This is a genomic window from Streptosporangium sp. NPDC049376, from assembly GCF_044466505.1.
Lineage (GTDB): Bacteria > Actinomycetota > Actinomycetes > Streptosporangiales > Streptosporangiaceae > Streptosporangium.
In genome coordinates, this window is record NZ_JBITMT010000025.1 from 24,242 (window position 1) to 38,800 (window position 14,559).

The 14,559-nt window shown below is 71.0% G+C and carries 11 protein-coding genes; 2 read left to right on the forward strand and 9 right to left on the reverse strand.

Features of this window, described 5'->3' with window-relative positions; genetic code table 11:
* Positions 1-59: 59 nt before the first annotated feature.
* Genes ACIBVQ_RS36075 through ACIBVQ_RS36085 form a run of 3 tightly spaced genes read right to left on the reverse strand, consistent with a single transcriptional unit; the run spans position 60 to position 3,879 of the window.
* A complete protein-coding gene (locus ACIBVQ_RS36075) occupies positions 60-2,651 on the reverse strand; it encodes an ABC transporter permease (RefSeq protein WP_399183132.1) in 2,592 nt (863 codons plus the stop codon).
* The gene (locus ACIBVQ_RS36080) at positions 2,648-3,355 is read right to left on the reverse strand and encodes an ABC transporter ATP-binding protein (protein WP_362774174.1); all 708 of its coding nucleotides are present in this window, start codon (positions 3,353-3,355) and stop codon (positions 2,648-2,650) included. Before ACIBVQ_RS36080 ends, ACIBVQ_RS36075 begins: the two co-directional genes overlap by 4 nt.
* Positions 3,352-3,879 carry a PadR family transcriptional regulator gene (locus ACIBVQ_RS36085; RefSeq protein ID WP_399183134.1) on the reverse strand — a complete coding sequence of 176 codons (528 nt, stop codon included), beginning with the start codon at positions 3,877-3,879 and terminating at the stop codon, positions 3,352-3,354. The genes ACIBVQ_RS36080 and ACIBVQ_RS36085 overlap by 4 nt, the downstream gene beginning before the upstream one ends.
* Before the next feature lie 88 nt (positions 3,880-3,967).
* On the opposite strand from ACIBVQ_RS36085, the gene ACIBVQ_RS36090 reads away from it, so the two are divergent.
* Positions 3,968-4,513: a DUF1707 and FHA domain-containing protein gene (locus tag ACIBVQ_RS36090; protein WP_352010229.1), complete on the forward strand. Its 546-nt coding sequence runs from the start codon at positions 3,968-3,970 to the stop codon at positions 4,511-4,513.
* Here the strand turns inward: ACIBVQ_RS36090 and ACIBVQ_RS36095 are convergent.
* Positions 4,494-5,879, reverse strand: coding sequence for an MFS transporter (locus ACIBVQ_RS36095; protein ID WP_399183136.1), 1,386 nt, complete (start codon positions 5,877-5,879; stop codon positions 4,494-4,496). The genes ACIBVQ_RS36090 and ACIBVQ_RS36095 overlap by 20 nt on opposite strands.
* Positions 5,880-6,052: 173 nt before the next feature.
* Here ACIBVQ_RS36095 and ACIBVQ_RS36100 point away from each other — a divergent pair, with 173 nt between their 5' ends.
* Positions 6,053-6,832: a CAP domain-containing protein gene (locus tag ACIBVQ_RS36100; protein WP_399183139.1), complete on the forward strand. Its 780-nt coding sequence runs from the start codon at positions 6,053-6,055 to the stop codon at positions 6,830-6,832.
* Between the two features lie 90 nt (positions 6,833-6,922).
* Here the strand turns inward: ACIBVQ_RS36100 and ilvC are convergent, their stop codons facing one another.
* The 5 genes from ilvC to ACIBVQ_RS36125 all read right to left on the reverse strand — a co-directional run bounded on the left by ilvC (position 6,923) and on the right by ACIBVQ_RS36125 (position 14,530).
* Positions 6,923-7,903: a ketol-acid reductoisomerase gene (ilvC, locus tag ACIBVQ_RS36105; protein WP_352010725.1), complete on the reverse strand. Its 981-nt coding sequence runs from the start codon at positions 7,901-7,903 to the stop codon at positions 6,923-6,925.
* Between the two features lie 49 nt (positions 7,904-7,952).
* Complete coding sequence (gene ilvN, locus ACIBVQ_RS36110; protein ID WP_184720112.1) at positions 7,953-8,477, reverse strand: acetolactate synthase small subunit; 525 nt, start codon at positions 8,475-8,477, stop codon at positions 7,953-7,955.
* A gap of 64 nt (positions 8,478-8,541) precedes the next feature.
* Positions 8,542-10,305 (reverse strand): acetolactate synthase large subunit, encoded by a 1,764-nt coding sequence (locus ACIBVQ_RS36115; protein ID WP_399183142.1) that lies wholly within the window; start codon positions 10,303-10,305, stop codon positions 8,542-8,544.
* Positions 10,306-10,600: 295 nt separating this feature from the next.
* The gene (locus tag ACIBVQ_RS36120; protein ID WP_399183144.1) at positions 10,601-13,261 is read right to left on the reverse strand and encodes a putative bifunctional diguanylate cyclase/phosphodiesterase; all 2,661 of its coding nucleotides are present in this window, start codon (positions 13,259-13,261) and stop codon (positions 10,601-10,603) included.
* A 360-nt stretch (positions 13,262-13,621) separates the two neighbouring features.
* A complete protein-coding gene (locus ACIBVQ_RS36125; protein WP_352010224.1) occupies positions 13,622-14,530 on the reverse strand; it encodes a 2-hydroxyacid dehydrogenase in 909 nt (302 codons plus the stop codon).
* Positions 14,531-14,559: the final 29 nt, after the last annotated feature.

Consider the following 14,559-nt stretch of genomic DNA (forward strand, 5'->3'; position numbering starts at 1 on the left):
GTGGCGGCCCGCCCCTGAACGGGCCGCCACCTGTCCGCCTGACTAACCCAGCCGCCGGGTCAGCGTGACCCCGGTCCTGGCAAGGCCAGGGCGATCAGTCCCGCCAGCAGCGGCAGTCCGACCCCGACGGCGACGAGGGGAAGCCACGGGACGCTGAGGACCATCTCAAGCTTGGGGTAGGCGACCCCGTTGAACCCGACCTCCCGGTAGTCGTTGCGCTGCACGACCGACTGGCTCGCCATGGCGAACCCGGGCAGCAGGCCGACCAGCAGGCCGAGGGGCACCCCGAGGCCCGCGACGAACACCGCCTGCCCCGCCGCGACCGCCCGGCGGGTGCGGGGCCGGGCCCCGACCGCCGAGAGCGTGTCCAGGTCGGGCCGGGCGTCGGCGGCGGCGAGGCCCGAGGCGGCGAGCGTACCGCCGAGCACCACGAGCGAGGCCAGCGCCCCCATGACCCACAGGGTGGAGTCGGTCCTGGCGGGCTCGGCCTCCTTTCTCAGGGTGACCCCGACATCGGGGGTGATCGCGCGCACCGACTCCCTGAACCGTCGCTCCCGCTCCGGATCAGGACGGCCGTCGCCCGGGCGGACGATGAGCCCGTTGAAGCCGGAGACGTAGCCCGCCTTGGTCACCGCCGCCGCGGGCACCACCCCGAGCACCGGGGCGGGCCCCTGGAAGGTGACCCCGACCGCGGGCATGACCACCTCGGCGTTTTCCGTCCTCGCCGTGAGCCCTGTGGCGTTCAGGCGGACCTCGCCGTTCCTGACCGCGCCCGGAGCGAAGACCACCGCCCTGCCCTCGGCCAGCGCGGCCTCCGCCGCCCGGTCGGTACGGCCCAGCAGGAACCGCAGCAGGTCGGGACCCCCGACGGGCAGGGAGCGCAGCGGCCCCGAGTGGAAGAAGCACTTCCGGCAGGAGCGCCGCTCCATGTCGAGGTCCCGCGTGCGGCCCTCGTCGTCGAGCACCTCGTACGTCTCAAGCGGCGTCGCCCCGGGAAAGGTCTCGGCGACGAGCAGCCGGATCCGATCCCAGGTCTCCTTGGGGACCTCGTTTCCGTAGATCGCCGTCGTGCCCGGGGGGAAGCCGTCCCAGAGCTTCTGTGCCCCCGTCGCGGCGCTGCTGGTGATCCCGACGGCGACCGTGCAGAACGCCGCGGCGGCGGCCAGCACCGCCACGACGGCGGGAGCCGTACGGCCCCGGTTCCTTGCTGCGTCCCTGACGGCCAGCCGCAGGGGCAGCGGGAGCCCTCCGGCCAGTCCGCCGATCCGCCTGACCAGCCAGGGCGTCACCATGACCAGGCCGAGCAGGCCCAGCACCCCGCCGAGATAGATCGACGCCTCGGCGCTGACCGTCCCGTAGAGCATCGCCGCGGCCCCCGCCACGAGCAGCACCAGGCCTGTCAGCGGGCGGCCCGCCCGGTCGCGCGCCGTGGGACGCCTGCCCGCGAGCACCGTGACCGCGTCCGTCCCGGCCGCCTGCACGGCGGGCACCACGGCCGCCGCGATCCCGCTGACCAGACCGAGCACGGCGACCGGCACGAGCTGCCCGACGGGCACCTCGAACGGCCCCAGCTCACCGGCGGGCCAGATCCCCATGACGGCCGCGATCACCCTGGCGGTGCCGACACCGAGGACCGAGCCGAGCACGGCGGCGACCAGTCCCAGGGTCAGTCCGTCGGCCAGCACGACCAGCTTGAGGTGCCGGGCCGAGGCGCCCTGGGCGGACAGGAGCGCGAGCTCCCTGCGACGGCGGCGGATGCCGACGGCGAAGGCCGGGCCCGCGAGCAGGACGACCTCGATCACGGCCAGCGTGATCCCCGAGGCCGCCGTGGCCATCGCCGAGGTGGTCTGCGCCACTCCCCGCCGGTAGTCGAGGGGCTGTCCCGGGCCGTTCCCCGCCGAGGGAGGATCCGCGAGCACCGCCGGTGACGTCACGGCGATCCCGGCCTGATTGACGCGGAGTGTCCCCTCCCAGGTGAGCGGGGCGGGAAGGTCGGCCAGCCAGACGTCCCTCGTGTTGGGATCTCCGGCGGGGAACAGCGAGCCGGGGGGTCCGATGAGCGATCCGCCGTACTCGGTCCGCTGCTCGGCCACCCTGCCCACCACGTGTTTCACCACGTCGCGGCGGGTGTAGTGGATCGTCGTCCCGACGGGGCCCTTCATGGAGGCGGTGACCACGACCTCGTCGGCGTTCTGCGGGTAGCGTCCCTGGAGCAGGGGGAACATGCCCTTCGTCATCGGGTCCCGCAGGTCCAGCTCGACGACGGTGGCGGAGGTGTACCTGCCGTCCGTCGAGTACTCGTCGTAGGTCGAGCGGACCGGGATGACCCGTGCCCCCTGACCGAGCAGGGCCTGGATCTGTGCCCGGGACCTCGGCTCGGCCCTGCGGTCATCGCGCGGTTCCCAGGCCTCGCCTGTCGTGTCCTGCCGGATCGGCCGGCCCTGCTCCGTGTCGACCAGCCTGGCGTCGGCCGCGCCCAGGAGCATGGGGACCTGCTCCTGGAGCGTCAGCTCACGGGTGGCGAAGAGGGTGAGGGCCGCGGTGACGGCCAGGACCGGGAGGCCGATCATGACCACGATGAGCGCGCTGCGCGCCTTGGCGCGCCAGATGTCCCTGCGGGAGATCCGCAGCGCGGCGAACAGGGCGCTCATCGGGCGCTCTCCATGGGGGCGGAGGTCATGTCGGCGATCTCCCCGTCGCGCAGGAAGACCACCCGGTCGGCCCAGGCCGCGTAGCGGGGCTCGTGGGTGACGAGGAGGACCGCCGCTCCCGCGTCGCAGCGGGTGCGCAGGAGCTGGAGGACCTCGTCGCCGGTCGGGGTGTCGAGGGCGCCGGTCGGCTCGTCGGCCAGGATCAGCCTCCGTTGGCCGGCCAGCGCGCGGGCGATGGCGACCCGCTGGCGCTGGCCGCCGGAGATCTCGTCGGGGAAGCGGTCGGCGACGTCGGCGAGGCCGACCTCGGCCAGTACCTCCCTCGCCTCCCGCCGGGCCTGGGCCGCCCTGACGCCGTCCAGCTCACGCGGGAGCATGACGTTCTCCACGGCGGTCAGCGAGGGGATCAGGTTCAGGTCCTGGAAGACGTAGCCGACGTGGCGGCGGCGGAGCCCGGCGAGATCCGCGGCCCGCATGCCCGTCAGCGACGTGCCCTCGACGGCCACCTCGCCCGAGGTCGGGGTGTCGAGGCCGCCCGCGAGGTTGAGCAGTGTGGACTTGCCGGAGCCGGAGGGCCCCATCACCGCGATCAGCTCCCCCGCCGCCACGTCCAGGCTCACCTCCCGTAACGCCCGTACGGCCTGCGGCCCCTCGCCGTGGACGCGGGTCACGTCCGCGAGCCGTAGGACCGGTTCTGTGCTCATCGATGTCTCTCCTGCGTCTGGATGGAGGCCGTGAGCACGGCCTCGCAGTGGTCGAGCCAGCGCTGTTCGGCCTCCGCCTGGAAGATCATCGAGTCGATGACCAGCCGTTGCGCCGGACTCTCCGCGTTCGCCCGTTTCGCCCGGGTCAGCTCCTGCAGCGTGCGCATGGTCGCCACGCGCTGGGCCTGGATGACAGGCCGTACGTCGGCGCCGGCGGCGACCGCCATGGCGAGCTTGATGACGAGTTCGTCCCGAGGCCGGTCCGACTGGGCGACGGGGGTGCTGAACCATCGCGCCATCTCGGTCAGACCGGCCTCGGTGATCGTGTAGACGACCCGGCCCTGCTCGTCCTGCTCGCCGGATGTCACCAGACCGTCACGCTCCAGGCGGGAGAGCGTCGTGTAGACCTGGCCGATGTTGAGCGGCCAGGTCGCCCCCGTCGACGCCTCGAACTCGGCCCGCAACTGATAGCCGTAGCGGGGTCCCCGGCTCAGCAGAGCGAGGAGTCCTTGCTTGATCGCCATGGATACCGAGTATGCATACCGAGTATGGCTGTCGCAAGAGATCCGCATATTCTGGACAGGTTCCACCGTTGGGGCGGATACTCGGGGGATGAGCTCGACGCATCCCCCGGCCCGCGCCTCCGACGGGGACCGCGATCGTGCGATCAACGAGCTTCGTGACCGCGCCGTCGAGGGTCACCTCTCGCACGACACGTTCCTCGGCCGGGTGGACATGGCCCTGCGCGCCCAGAGTCAGGGCGAGCTGGAGAACCTGGTCGCCGATCTGCCGCAACGCGGCCGCTTCCGCCGGATGGTCACCGAGATCGTCGCCTCGGCCTCCGACTTCACCAAACGGGTGGAGTCCGCCTGGCGGCGCCCGAGGCTGCCCAGGCTCGCGCTGCCCGGGGACAACCGCACCCGCTACGTGGTCGGCCGGGGTTCCGCCTGCGACCTGGTCCTGGCCGACCTGACCGTCTCCCGGATCCACGCCGAACTGCGCCGCGACGGGGAGGGCTGGATCGTCGTCGACCTCGGCTCGCTCAACGGCACCCGGCTCAACGACTGGCGGCTGGTCGGCCCGGCGAAGGTCCGCCCCGGAGACGTCGTGTCCTTCGGCGACTGCGTCTTCCTGGTGATCACTCCCCAGCTGGGGTGACCCCTCCTGCCGCGAGCGTCCGCGCGGTCAGGGGGTAGCGCCTGGCCAGCAGCAGGCTGATCCCGGCGAAGAGGGCGGGCAGCAGGGTCCCGCCGTACAGGGTGACCGCGACCGCGGCCTCCGGCTGCGCGACCGGGTTCGCCGGGCCCGACTCGACGAAGCCCGCCGCGCCGAGCAGCCAGCCGAGCACGAGCGCGCCCAGCGCGAAGACCACGGTCTCGCACGCCGCCCAGAGTCCGGTGAACGACCCGGCGCGGCGCCCGCCGGTCACCATCGTGTCGTGGGCCACGACGTCGGCCAGCATCGAGACCTGCAGCAGCTGCAGCCCGGCGTAGCCGACACCGACGACGAGCAGGCACAGATGCGCGTAGACGGGCCCCAGGCTTCCCGAGAGGGCCGTTCCCGCCGCGCCCGCCGCGAACAGCGCCGACCCCAGGGCCATCGCGCCCCGTTTGTCGTAGCGCCGGGACAGCCGCACCCACAACGGCATCGTGACCAGCAACGGCCCGACGACGCACATGAAGAGCGTGGTGACGGCCCCCGGATCGCCCAGGATGTAGGTGGCGAAGTACGGCGCGCCCGCGAGCAGCACCCCTGCGGCGAACATCTGCGCGCAGCCCAGCGCGAGCAGCGGCATGAACGCCCCGCTCGACCTGGCCTCGGCGAACTGGGCCCTGATCGACGGTCCCGCTCCGCGCGCCCCGGGGATCCTGGGAGCCCGGAGGGCCTCGGGGGCGGGAACGCGGGCCGTACCGAAGAAGGAGGCGAGCATGGAGGCCAGCAGCACGGCCGCGACGAGCAGGCCCATCAGCCGGTAGCCGGAGACCTCGTCGCCCGCGACCGCCGGAGCGACGGAGCCCGACAGCAGGATCGCTCCCCCGACGAAGACCATCTTCCACTGCAGCAGCGCGGAACGCTCGTGGTAGTCGTCGGTCATCTCCGCGGCCATCGCCTTGTAGGGCACCTCGTAGAAGGCGTAGGCGGTCGCGGTGGCCAGATAGCAGACCGCGACGTACAGCGCGGCGGGCAGACCGGTGAGCGGCGGTCCGGCGAACATCAGCGCGAACGTCACCGGAAGGGTGAGCGCGCCCAGCAGCATCCAGGGACGGCGCGCGCCGAACCTGGAGACCGTGTGGTCGGAGCGGCGCCCCACCCAGGGGTCGAGGACCATGTCCCACAGCTTGGGCAGGAAGACCACGAGCCCGGCGGCCCACGCGGGAACCGCCAGCACGTTGGTCATGTAGAACAGCAGCAGCAGCCCGGGGACCGTGGAGAACGTTCCAGTGCAGACCGAGCCGACACCGTAGCCGACGCGCACCGCACGGGGAACGATCAGGGGTGCGGGGACGGGTGCCGGCGTGACCATGGCCACATTCAAGCGCACGGTCTCCCGGGTGACGCTCCCGGAGGGCGGAAACGTTTCCGGATCGTCGCGCGGGCCGGAGACCGTGATCGTCGGCCGCGACGTGGTGACACGGACGGCACGCCCCCGGCAGAATGCGGAACCCATCCAGCGCCCAACGATCTGGAGGAACCACCATGCGCAGACCTCTGGGGATACTCGCCTGTGCCGGGGGCCTGGTGGCGCGCGGCGCGCCGAGCGCCACCGCCCAGAGTGCCGAGGCCGTGACGGCGCCGCAGGTACGGCAGGCCGAGTGCCGTGTCTACGCCGCCGCCCCGGCCGTGTCCTCCGCGGGAAAGATCCAGGCCTCCGCCATCCGGGTCGGCTGCACCGGCAGCGCCCTGGTCCGCATCCGGATCATGCAGGAGAGGACCGGCACCGACCCCACCGTCAGGAGCGCCTCCCTGCGGGGTGTCAACGGACGGGTCACCGTGACGGCGCCGTGCGTCTCCGGTGTCTACTACGCCGTCGTCACCGACGACCAGGGCAACACCGGCCGTTCGAAGAACGCCGCCCTGTCGTGCGGTGTCCCCAAGGCCGTCCAGGAGGTGCTCCGGCTGACCAACGCCGAACGACGGGCCGGAGGCTGCCCGGCCCTCAGGGACGACTCCCGGCTGCGTTCGGCCGCCCAGGGGCATTCCGCCGACATGGCGGCCAACAACTACTTCAACCACACGTCCAAGGACGGCAGGACCATGACCGACCGGATCAAGGCGTCCGGGTTCAGCCCGCTGTCGGCGTGGGCGGAGAACATGGCCTGGGGCCAGCGGACCCCGGCCGAGGTGGTCAAGGCCTGGATGAACAGCCCGGGTCACCGGCGCAACATCATGACCTGCTCCTACACCCACATCGGGATCGGCGTGGCCACCAGCCCGCGCGGCCGTGTCTACTGGACACAGGACTTCGCCAGGCACTGACCCCGGCGGGAGACGCGTACGGCCCGCGCCCCCGTGACGTGAACCGTCGCGGGGACGCGGGCCGTACGGCGACCGCTCTGACGGGCCCCGCTACTTGAGCCAGCTCATCATCGGACGCAGCTTGGCGCCGGTCTTCTCGATCGGGTGCTCGGCCAGCTCCTCGCGGTAGGCGGTGAACTTCTTCTGGCCGCTGTCGAACTCCTCGACGAGCTCCTTGGCGAACTCGCCCGACTGGATCTCGGCGAGGATGCGGCGCATCTCCTCCTTGGTCTCCTTGGTGACCACGCGCGGGCCACGGGAGTAGCCGCCGTACTCGGCGGTGTCGGAGACCGACCAGTACATCTTGTGGATGCCGCCCTCGTACATGAGGTCGACGATCAGCTTCATCTCGTGCAGGCACTCGAAGTAGGCGACCTCGGGCTGGTAGCCGGCCTCGATCAGGGTCTCGAACCCGGCCTTGATCAGCTCGGAGACGCCACCGCACAGGACGGCCTGCTCACCGAACAGGTCGGTCTCGGTCTCCTCGGTGAAGGTCGTCTTCAGCGCGCCCGCGCGGGTGCCGCCGATGCCCTTGGCGTAGGACAGGGCCAGGTCCCAGGCGTTGCCGCTGGCGTCCTTCTCGACGGCGACGAGGCAGGGCACACCGCGCCCGGCGGTGTACTGGCGGCGGACGAGGTGACCCGGGCCCTTGGGGGCGACCATGGCCACGTCGACGCCCTCCGGCGCCTCGATGAGGCCGTAGCGGATGTTCAGGCCGTGGCCGAAGAACAGCGCGTCGCCCTCGACGAGGTTCGGGGCCACGTGCTCGGCGTAGAGGTGGCGCTGGATGTGGTCCGGCGCGAGGATCATGGTCAGGTCGGCCTCTTCGACGGCCTCCGAGGGCGACACGACGCGCAGGCCGTCGGCCTCGGCCTTCTCGCGGCTCTTGGAGCCCTCGGGCAGGCCGACCCGGACATCCACGCCGGAGTCGCGCAGGGAGAGCGCGTGGGCGTGGCCCTGGCTGCCGTAGCCCAGGACGGCCACGTGCCGGCCCTGGATGATCGACAGGTCGGCCTGGTCGTCGTAGAAGATCTCAGTCACTCTCTTAACCTTTCGGGTTTTCCCGTACGGCTCGTACGGTCTACGCGCTCCGGTCCAGGGCCCGGAGAGAACGGTCGGTGATGGAACGGGCACCGCGGCCGATGGCCACCATGCCCGACTGGACAAGCTCCTTGATGCCGTACGGCTCCAGCAGCTTGATGAAAGCCTGCAGCTTGTCCGGAGTGCCGGTGACCTCGATCGTCACGGCGTCCGGAGCCACGTCCACGCAGCGCGCCCGGAAGAGGTTGACCAACTCAAGCACGCTCGAACGGTTCTCGGCGTCGGCCCGCACCTTGATCAGGGTGAGTTCACGGTGCACGGCCTGAGCCGGGTCGAGCTCCACGATCTTGAGCACGTTGATCAGCTTGTTGAGCTGCTTGGTGACCTGCTCAAGCGGGAGGTCTTCGACGTTGACCACGATGGTCATCCGGGAGATGTCCTCGTGCTCGGTCGGCCCGACCGCCAGCGAGTCTATGTTGAAACCGCGACGGCTGAACAACGCCGCGACGCGCGCGAGCACGCCCGGCTTGTTCTCGACCAGCACGGAGAGCGTGTGCCTGCTCATGCCATTCCCTTCGCCCGGCCGTCCGCCGGAACACCGCTGTGCCTGTCGGTCCGCTCGCCCACCGCTAGTCCTCGCTGTCCCAGACGGGCGCCATGTCACGGGCGAACTTGATGTCGTCGTTGCTGGTCCCGGCCGCGACCATCGGCCAGACCATGGCGTCCTCGTGGACGACGAAGTCGATCACGACGGGCACGTCGTTGATCTCCATGGCCTTCTTGATGACCTCGTCCACGTCCTCCGGGCGCTCACAGCGCAGGCCGACGCAGCCGTAGGCCTCGGCGAGCTTCACGAAGTCGGGGATGCGGCGGACCGTCTGCAGGTTGGTGTTGGAGTAGCGCTGGTTGTAGAAGAGCGTCTGCCACTGCCTGACCATGCCGAGGTTGCCGTTGTTGATGATCGCGACCTTGATCGGCACGCCCTCGATGGCGCAGGTGGCCAGTTCCTGGTTGGTCATCTGGAAGCAGCCGTCACCGTCGATGGCCCACACCGTGGTGTCCGGCCTGCCCATCTTCGCCCCCATCGCGGCGGGGACCGCGAAGCCCATCGTGCCCGCGCCGCCGGAGTTGATGAAGGAGCCGGGGCTCTCGTAGCCGATGAACTGGGAGGCCCACATCTGGTGCTGGCCGACGCCCGCGGTGTAGATCGCGTCGGGGCCGACGACCGCGCTCAGCCGCTGCATGACGTACTGCGGGGCGATGGAGCCGTCCTCGAACTCGGTGTAGCCCAGCGGGTAGGTCTCCCGGTAGGCGTCGAGCTGGCTCCACCACTCGCTGTAGTCGCCCTTGCGGCTCTCGTTGCGCACCGCGTTGATCAGCTCGGTGATGACCTCCTTGCAGTCGCCGACGATCGGGACGTCGGCGTGCCGGTTCTTGGAGATCTCCGCCGGGTCGATGTCGGCGTGGACGATCTTGGCGTACGGCGCGAAGCTGTCCAGGTTGCCGGTGACGCGGTCGTCGAAGCGGACGCCGAGCCCGATGAGCAGGTCGGCCCGCTGCAGCGCGCCGACGGCGGGCACCGAGCCGTGCATGCCGGGCATGCCCAGGTGCTGGCGGTGGCTGTCGGGGAAGGTGCCGCGCGCCATCAGCGTGGTGACCACGGGGATGCCGGTCAGCTCCGCGAACTCCAGCAGTTCCCCGGCCGCCCCTGCCTTGTGCACGCCGCCGCCCACGTACAGGACAGGACGCTTGGACTCGGCGATCAGCTTGGCCGCCTCGCGGATCTGCTTGGAGTGCGGCCTGGTCACCGGGCGGTAGCCGGGGAGCTGCATCACCGGGGGCCACTGGAAGACGGTCTTGTTGGTCAGCGCGTCCTTGGAGATGTCCACGAGCACCGGCCCGGGACGGCCCGTCCCCGCGATGTGGAAGGCCTCGACGATCGTCCTGGCGATGTCGGCCGGGTCGGTCACCAGGAAGTTGTGCTTGGTGATCGGCATGGTGATGCCGGAGATGTCGGCTTCCTGGAAGGCGTCGGTGCCGATGGCCGCGCTGGTCACCTGGCCGGTGATCGCGACGATCGGGACCGAGTCCATGTAGGCGTCGGCGATCGGCGTGACCAGGTTGGTCGCTCCCGGGCCGCTGGTCGCCATGCAGACCCCGACCTTGCCCGTGGCCTGGGCGTAGCCCTGGGCGGCGTGTCCGGCGCCCTGCTCGTGCCGTACGAGCACGTGCCGGACCTTGACAGAGTCGTATAGGGGATCGTAGGCGGGAAGAATCGCGCCGCCCGGAATCCCGAACACAGTGTCGACTCCGACGTTCTCCAGTGCCCTCACGAGGGCCTGGGCTCCTGTCATCTGTTCGGTCATCGGCTCGTTCCTTGTGTGGCTGAGCATGTTTGATGGGGTCGATCTCTACAACGGCATAAAAAATGCCCCATCCCGCCGGGGATGGCGGATCTGGGGCGGCGCGCAGGACGAGGTGCTTCGCTATCGGCCCGCGCGCCGGCGAAGTACTACGAGAATCCCACGGTGATGCATGGGTCCACCATGGCCGACGTACCGGGCCCACGTCAAATTCATGGGACGGCGATCTCACGATACGAGACGGAAAAATACGGGAACCTGGACGGCGCCTTTCCCACCCCCGGTCGCTGACCAGGTAAAACGGCCTTCAAAGCTGGCCGGTCCGTCAGACGCCACTCGGCATGCTCGGCATGTCCGTGTGCATGAGCGAGTCGACCCCGCGCGCCGCCATCGGCCGCGCGACCAGGAAGCCCTGCCCCCTGGTGCACCCCATCTCACGCAGCAGTTCGAGCTGTTCCTGACGCTCGATGCCCTCGGCGACCACGATCAGGCCGAGATCGTGGCCGAGCCGTACGATCGTGCGGGTCAGCAGGGTCAGCGTCTCGTCGCGTCCGAGACCCGAGACGAACGACGGGTCGATCTTGATCATGTCGACCGGGAGCTGCCGCAGCAGGGCGAGCGAGGCGTAACCGGTGCCGAAGTCGTCGATGGCCAGCCGTACGCCCAGCTCACGCAGCTCGGAGAGTCGGTTGACGGTCTCCTCGGCGTCCTCGACCAGCATCTCCTCGATGACCTCCAGGGTCAGCGCGCTGGGCGGCAGGCCGCTCTCCGACAGGGCCGACTCGACGCTCTCCACGAAGCGCGGCGCCATGATCTGGCGGGCCGACAGGTTCAGCGACAGGCCGATCTTCCACGAGGAGGCGTGCCAGGAGGCGACCTCCCGGCAGGCCTCACGCAGGATCCACTCACTCAACGGCACGATCAGGCCGGTGTCCTCCGCCGGGCCGAGGAAGAGCTCGGGTGGCACGAAGGCGCTCCCCCGCCACCAGCGCACCAGAGCCTCGACCGCGGTGACCCGTGAGGTGGCCAGGTCGACGACCGGCTGGTACTCGATGGCGAACTGGTTCTCCAGCAGCGCCCGCTGCAGGTCGGCGGCCAGTTCGAGGCGCCTGACCACATCGGTGTGCATGTGCGCGGCGAACACCTCGACCCGGCGCCCGCCCAGCTCCTTCGCGCGGGCCATCGCCACGTCCGCGTTACGGATCAGATCGGCCGAGGAGACGTCCTCGTCGGCGAAGGCGACCCCCACGCTCGCGGTCAGCGCGACGTCGCGGTCCGCCACCCGGAACGGCTCCGAGGAGACCGTGCGGACCAGGCGCTCGGCCAGGTCGACCGCCGTCTGGGCGTCCGTCGCCCCTTCGAGCAGCACCGCGAACTCGTCCCCGCCCCACCGCGCCAGCGTGTCGTCGGCCCGTACGGCCGCGCGCAGCCTGCGGGCCGCCTGGCCGAGCAGGTAGTCGCCGCTGGCGTGGCCGACCGAGTCGTTGACCGCGGTGAAACCGTCCAGATCGAGGAAGACCACGGCCGCGGCGCCCGCGCCGGGACGGGCCAGCACCTCCCGGGTTCGCTCCTCGAAGTAGGCCCGGTTCGGCAGCCCGGTGACACCGTCGTGGAAGGTCAGATGGGCGACCTGGTTGCGCAGGGCCTCCTGGTCGCTGACGTCCCTGGTGGTCACCAGCAGCAGTTCCTCGCCGCGGACCCGGCGGGTCGCGACCGACTCCGTCGGCCGCCAGGTGCCGTCCGACGCCCTGACCCGGCAGGCGACCATGCAGGTCCCCGCGTTCTCGGCGGGCTCCTCGTCCAGACTCATCGCGCGCATCGCCACCTGGATGGCGGGCACGTCCTCCGGGTGGATGTAGTCGAAGATCCTCCTGCCCACGATGTCCTCGGGGCGGTAGCCGTACGTGGTCTCGACGCCCTCGCCGATCTCACGCACCACGCCTTCGTAGTCGCACACCAGGACCACGTCCCCGGTGCTCTCCGCCAGGTCGTGCAGCTGACGTTCCCCGAGATCGACCAGGCGCCGCATCCGGCCGGTCTCCATCAGCACGACGAACAGCCGCAGCACCAGGACGACGACGACCGAGACCGAGACCAGCGCCAGGACCGGCACCGGCCCCTGGACGCCACCGCCGAGCACCCGCAGGAGCACGACCACGGCGGCGACCACGACCAGGACCAGCGGCGCGGCGGACAGCAGCGAGGAGGCCGTCTGCCCGACCAGTTCCTCCGTCTCGCCCTCCGCCGCAGAGGACTCGGCCTCCTGCTGCTCCCCCGGCTCCGCCACGGCCTCCGCCATGGCGTCGCCCGCCACCTCGTCCCGGTCCTCGCCGGTGATGTCAGGGCGGGCCGTGCGGTCACTCCACGCGACCGCGGCGAGCAGCAGGAAGGCCGCGGGCGCCAGCCACACCTGGCCCAGCGGCGGCTCGTCACCGGTCAGTCTGGCCAGCGCGGTGACGGTCTCGGAGGCGGTGACCGCCGCGAGTACGGCCAGCGCCGCGAGCCCGACCGGCCAGGCCGAACGCCTGGCGGGCACGACGGCCGGGCCGACCGCGCAGGCCAGGACCAGGCAGAGCAACGGTGAGGCGAGGGTGACCGCGAAAGTTCCCGCGTCACCCGCGTCGCGGTAGGCGGGGCCGAACAACGACACCCAGCCGATGACGAAGAGCGAGGCCGCGCAGACATAGGCGTCGGCCAGGTCCCGTAACAGCGCCTGACCACGCGCCTGTCTGACCGCGCACAGACCGGTGCCGACGGCGAGCATCGCGGTGCCCGCGAGCAGGACCAGATCGGCGAACGTCACCACGAAGGGAGTCCCGTCGGCCAGCGGCCGTACGGCGATGCCGACCAGCCAGGTGGCGCTGCCCGCGGCGAGCCAGCGCCAGGCCAGCGCGCTGGCCCGGTCGGACGGACGGCGCGCGGCGGCGAACAGCGAGAACGCGGCGAACGCCGCGGCCGTAACGCCCGCGACCGCGCCGACGATCACAACGGCAGCACCACTGAGAAAGGCGGCAACCAGCCCCGCCACGCCGGTCAAGGCCGCGGCGGTCAGCGCTACCCGGGGGTCACGCCAGCGGATCAATGTCGTCTGCCCATCGGTTTCGGTTCGTCTCGCGTGCGCGGCGGTCTCCGTTTGCCGTGCCCGCGTTGCCGTCGAGAACGCGTCGTCCTTCGTCCTCCGCGTCCCACGACGGCACACGATCAGTGTGTGCTCTCCGGCTGACGCGGATGGTGACAACGCCGGAGTCGTCACCGATCCGATAACCGCGCGAGCGATCGGACTCGCAGTAATTCACCGTACGCACCCCAGGTCACGAGGCAGCCACGGTCGGGAATCCTTTCCCGGTCAGTACGAACCGGTGATCACGTTTTTAAGCTGCTCTCCGGCGAGGTGTCTCAGCAGCTGCGAGCGCAGCAACCTCAGCAGGCGCCGCCCCGAGGCGGGGGTGCTTCCCGCGACGTGCGGGGTGATGAAGACCCCGGGTGCCGACCACAGCGGGTGACCGGCGGGAAGCGGCTCCGGGTCGGTCACGTCGAGTGCGGCGACCAGCCTGCCCCGTTCGAGCTCGGCCACGAGCGCGTCGGTGTCGACGACCCCGCCCCTGGCCGCGTTCACCAGCAGGGCGCCGTCCCGCATCGACGCCAGGAAGGCCGCGTCGACCAGCCCCGTGGTCGCGGGGGTCGCGGGCACCAGCAGCACGACCACATCCGCCTTCGGCAGCAGCTCGGGCAGCTCGTCCTGCCCGTGAACGCCCTCCCGCGCCGTCCGCGCGACCCGCACGACGTCCACCTCGAAGCCTTCGAGCCGCCGTTCGAGCGCCTGGCCGATCGAGCCGTACCCGACGACCAGCACGGTCGAGTCGGCCAGCACCCCGGTGTGGTGGTAGGTCCACTCCCCCCGCCCCTGGGCCGCGGCGAACCCCGGGAACTCCCGCAGCACCGCGATCATGGCCCCGACCACCCACTCCGCGGTACCCGCGTCGTGCACACCCCGCGCGTTGCACAGCACCACGCCCTCGGGCAGGTGGGGCCGGTAGGCGTCGACCCCGGCGGTGACCGTCTGCAGCAACCGCAGCCCGTGCATCCGACCGAGCAGTTCGGGAACCAGCGAGGGCGGAATCAACGGCGGAACCCAGACCTCCACCTCCCCGATCCCCTCGGGCGTCGGCCCGGTCCCGTCGTAGACGACGCACTCCACATCGGGGAGATCACGAAGAACATCAGCCGCGGCCTGCGAGGGGACCCAGATTCTCATGGCCCCGATTATTGCGCTGTGCCTCTTTG

Excerpts from the sequence above, each read along its gene's own strand:
- ACIBVQ_RS36075 (WP_399183132.1), bottom strand. The coding sequence starts at position 2,651 with ATGAGCGCCCTGTTCGCCGCGCTGCGGATCTCCCGCAGGGACATCTGG.
- ACIBVQ_RS36080 (WP_362774174.1), bottom strand. The coding sequence starts at position 3,355 with ATGAGCACAGAACCGGTCCTACGGCTCGCGGACGTGACCCGCGTCCAC.
- ACIBVQ_RS36085 (WP_399183134.1), bottom strand. The coding sequence starts at position 3,879 with ATGGCGATCAAGCAAGGACTCCTCGCTCTGCTGAGCCGGGGACCCCGC.
- ACIBVQ_RS36090 (WP_352010229.1), top strand. The coding sequence starts at position 3,968 with ATGAGCTCGACGCATCCCCCGGCCCGCGCCTCCGACGGGGACCGCGAT.
- ACIBVQ_RS36095 (WP_399183136.1), bottom strand. The coding sequence starts at position 5,879 with ATGGTCACGCCGGCACCCGTCCCCGCACCCCTGATCGTTCCCCGTGCG.
- ACIBVQ_RS36100 (WP_399183139.1), top strand. The coding sequence starts at position 6,053 with ATGCGCAGACCTCTGGGGATACTCGCCTGTGCCGGGGGCCTGGTGGCG.
- ilvN (WP_184720112.1), bottom strand. The coding sequence starts at position 8,477 with ATGAGCAGGCACACGCTCTCCGTGCTGGTCGAGAACAAGCCGGGCGTG.
- ACIBVQ_RS36115 (WP_399183142.1), bottom strand. The coding sequence starts at position 10,305 with ATGCTCAGCCACACAAGGAACGAGCCGATGACCGAACAGATGACAGGA.
- ACIBVQ_RS36125 (WP_352010224.1), bottom strand. The coding sequence starts at position 14,530 with ATGAGAATCTGGGTCCCCTCGCAGGCCGCGGCTGATGTTCTTCGTGAT.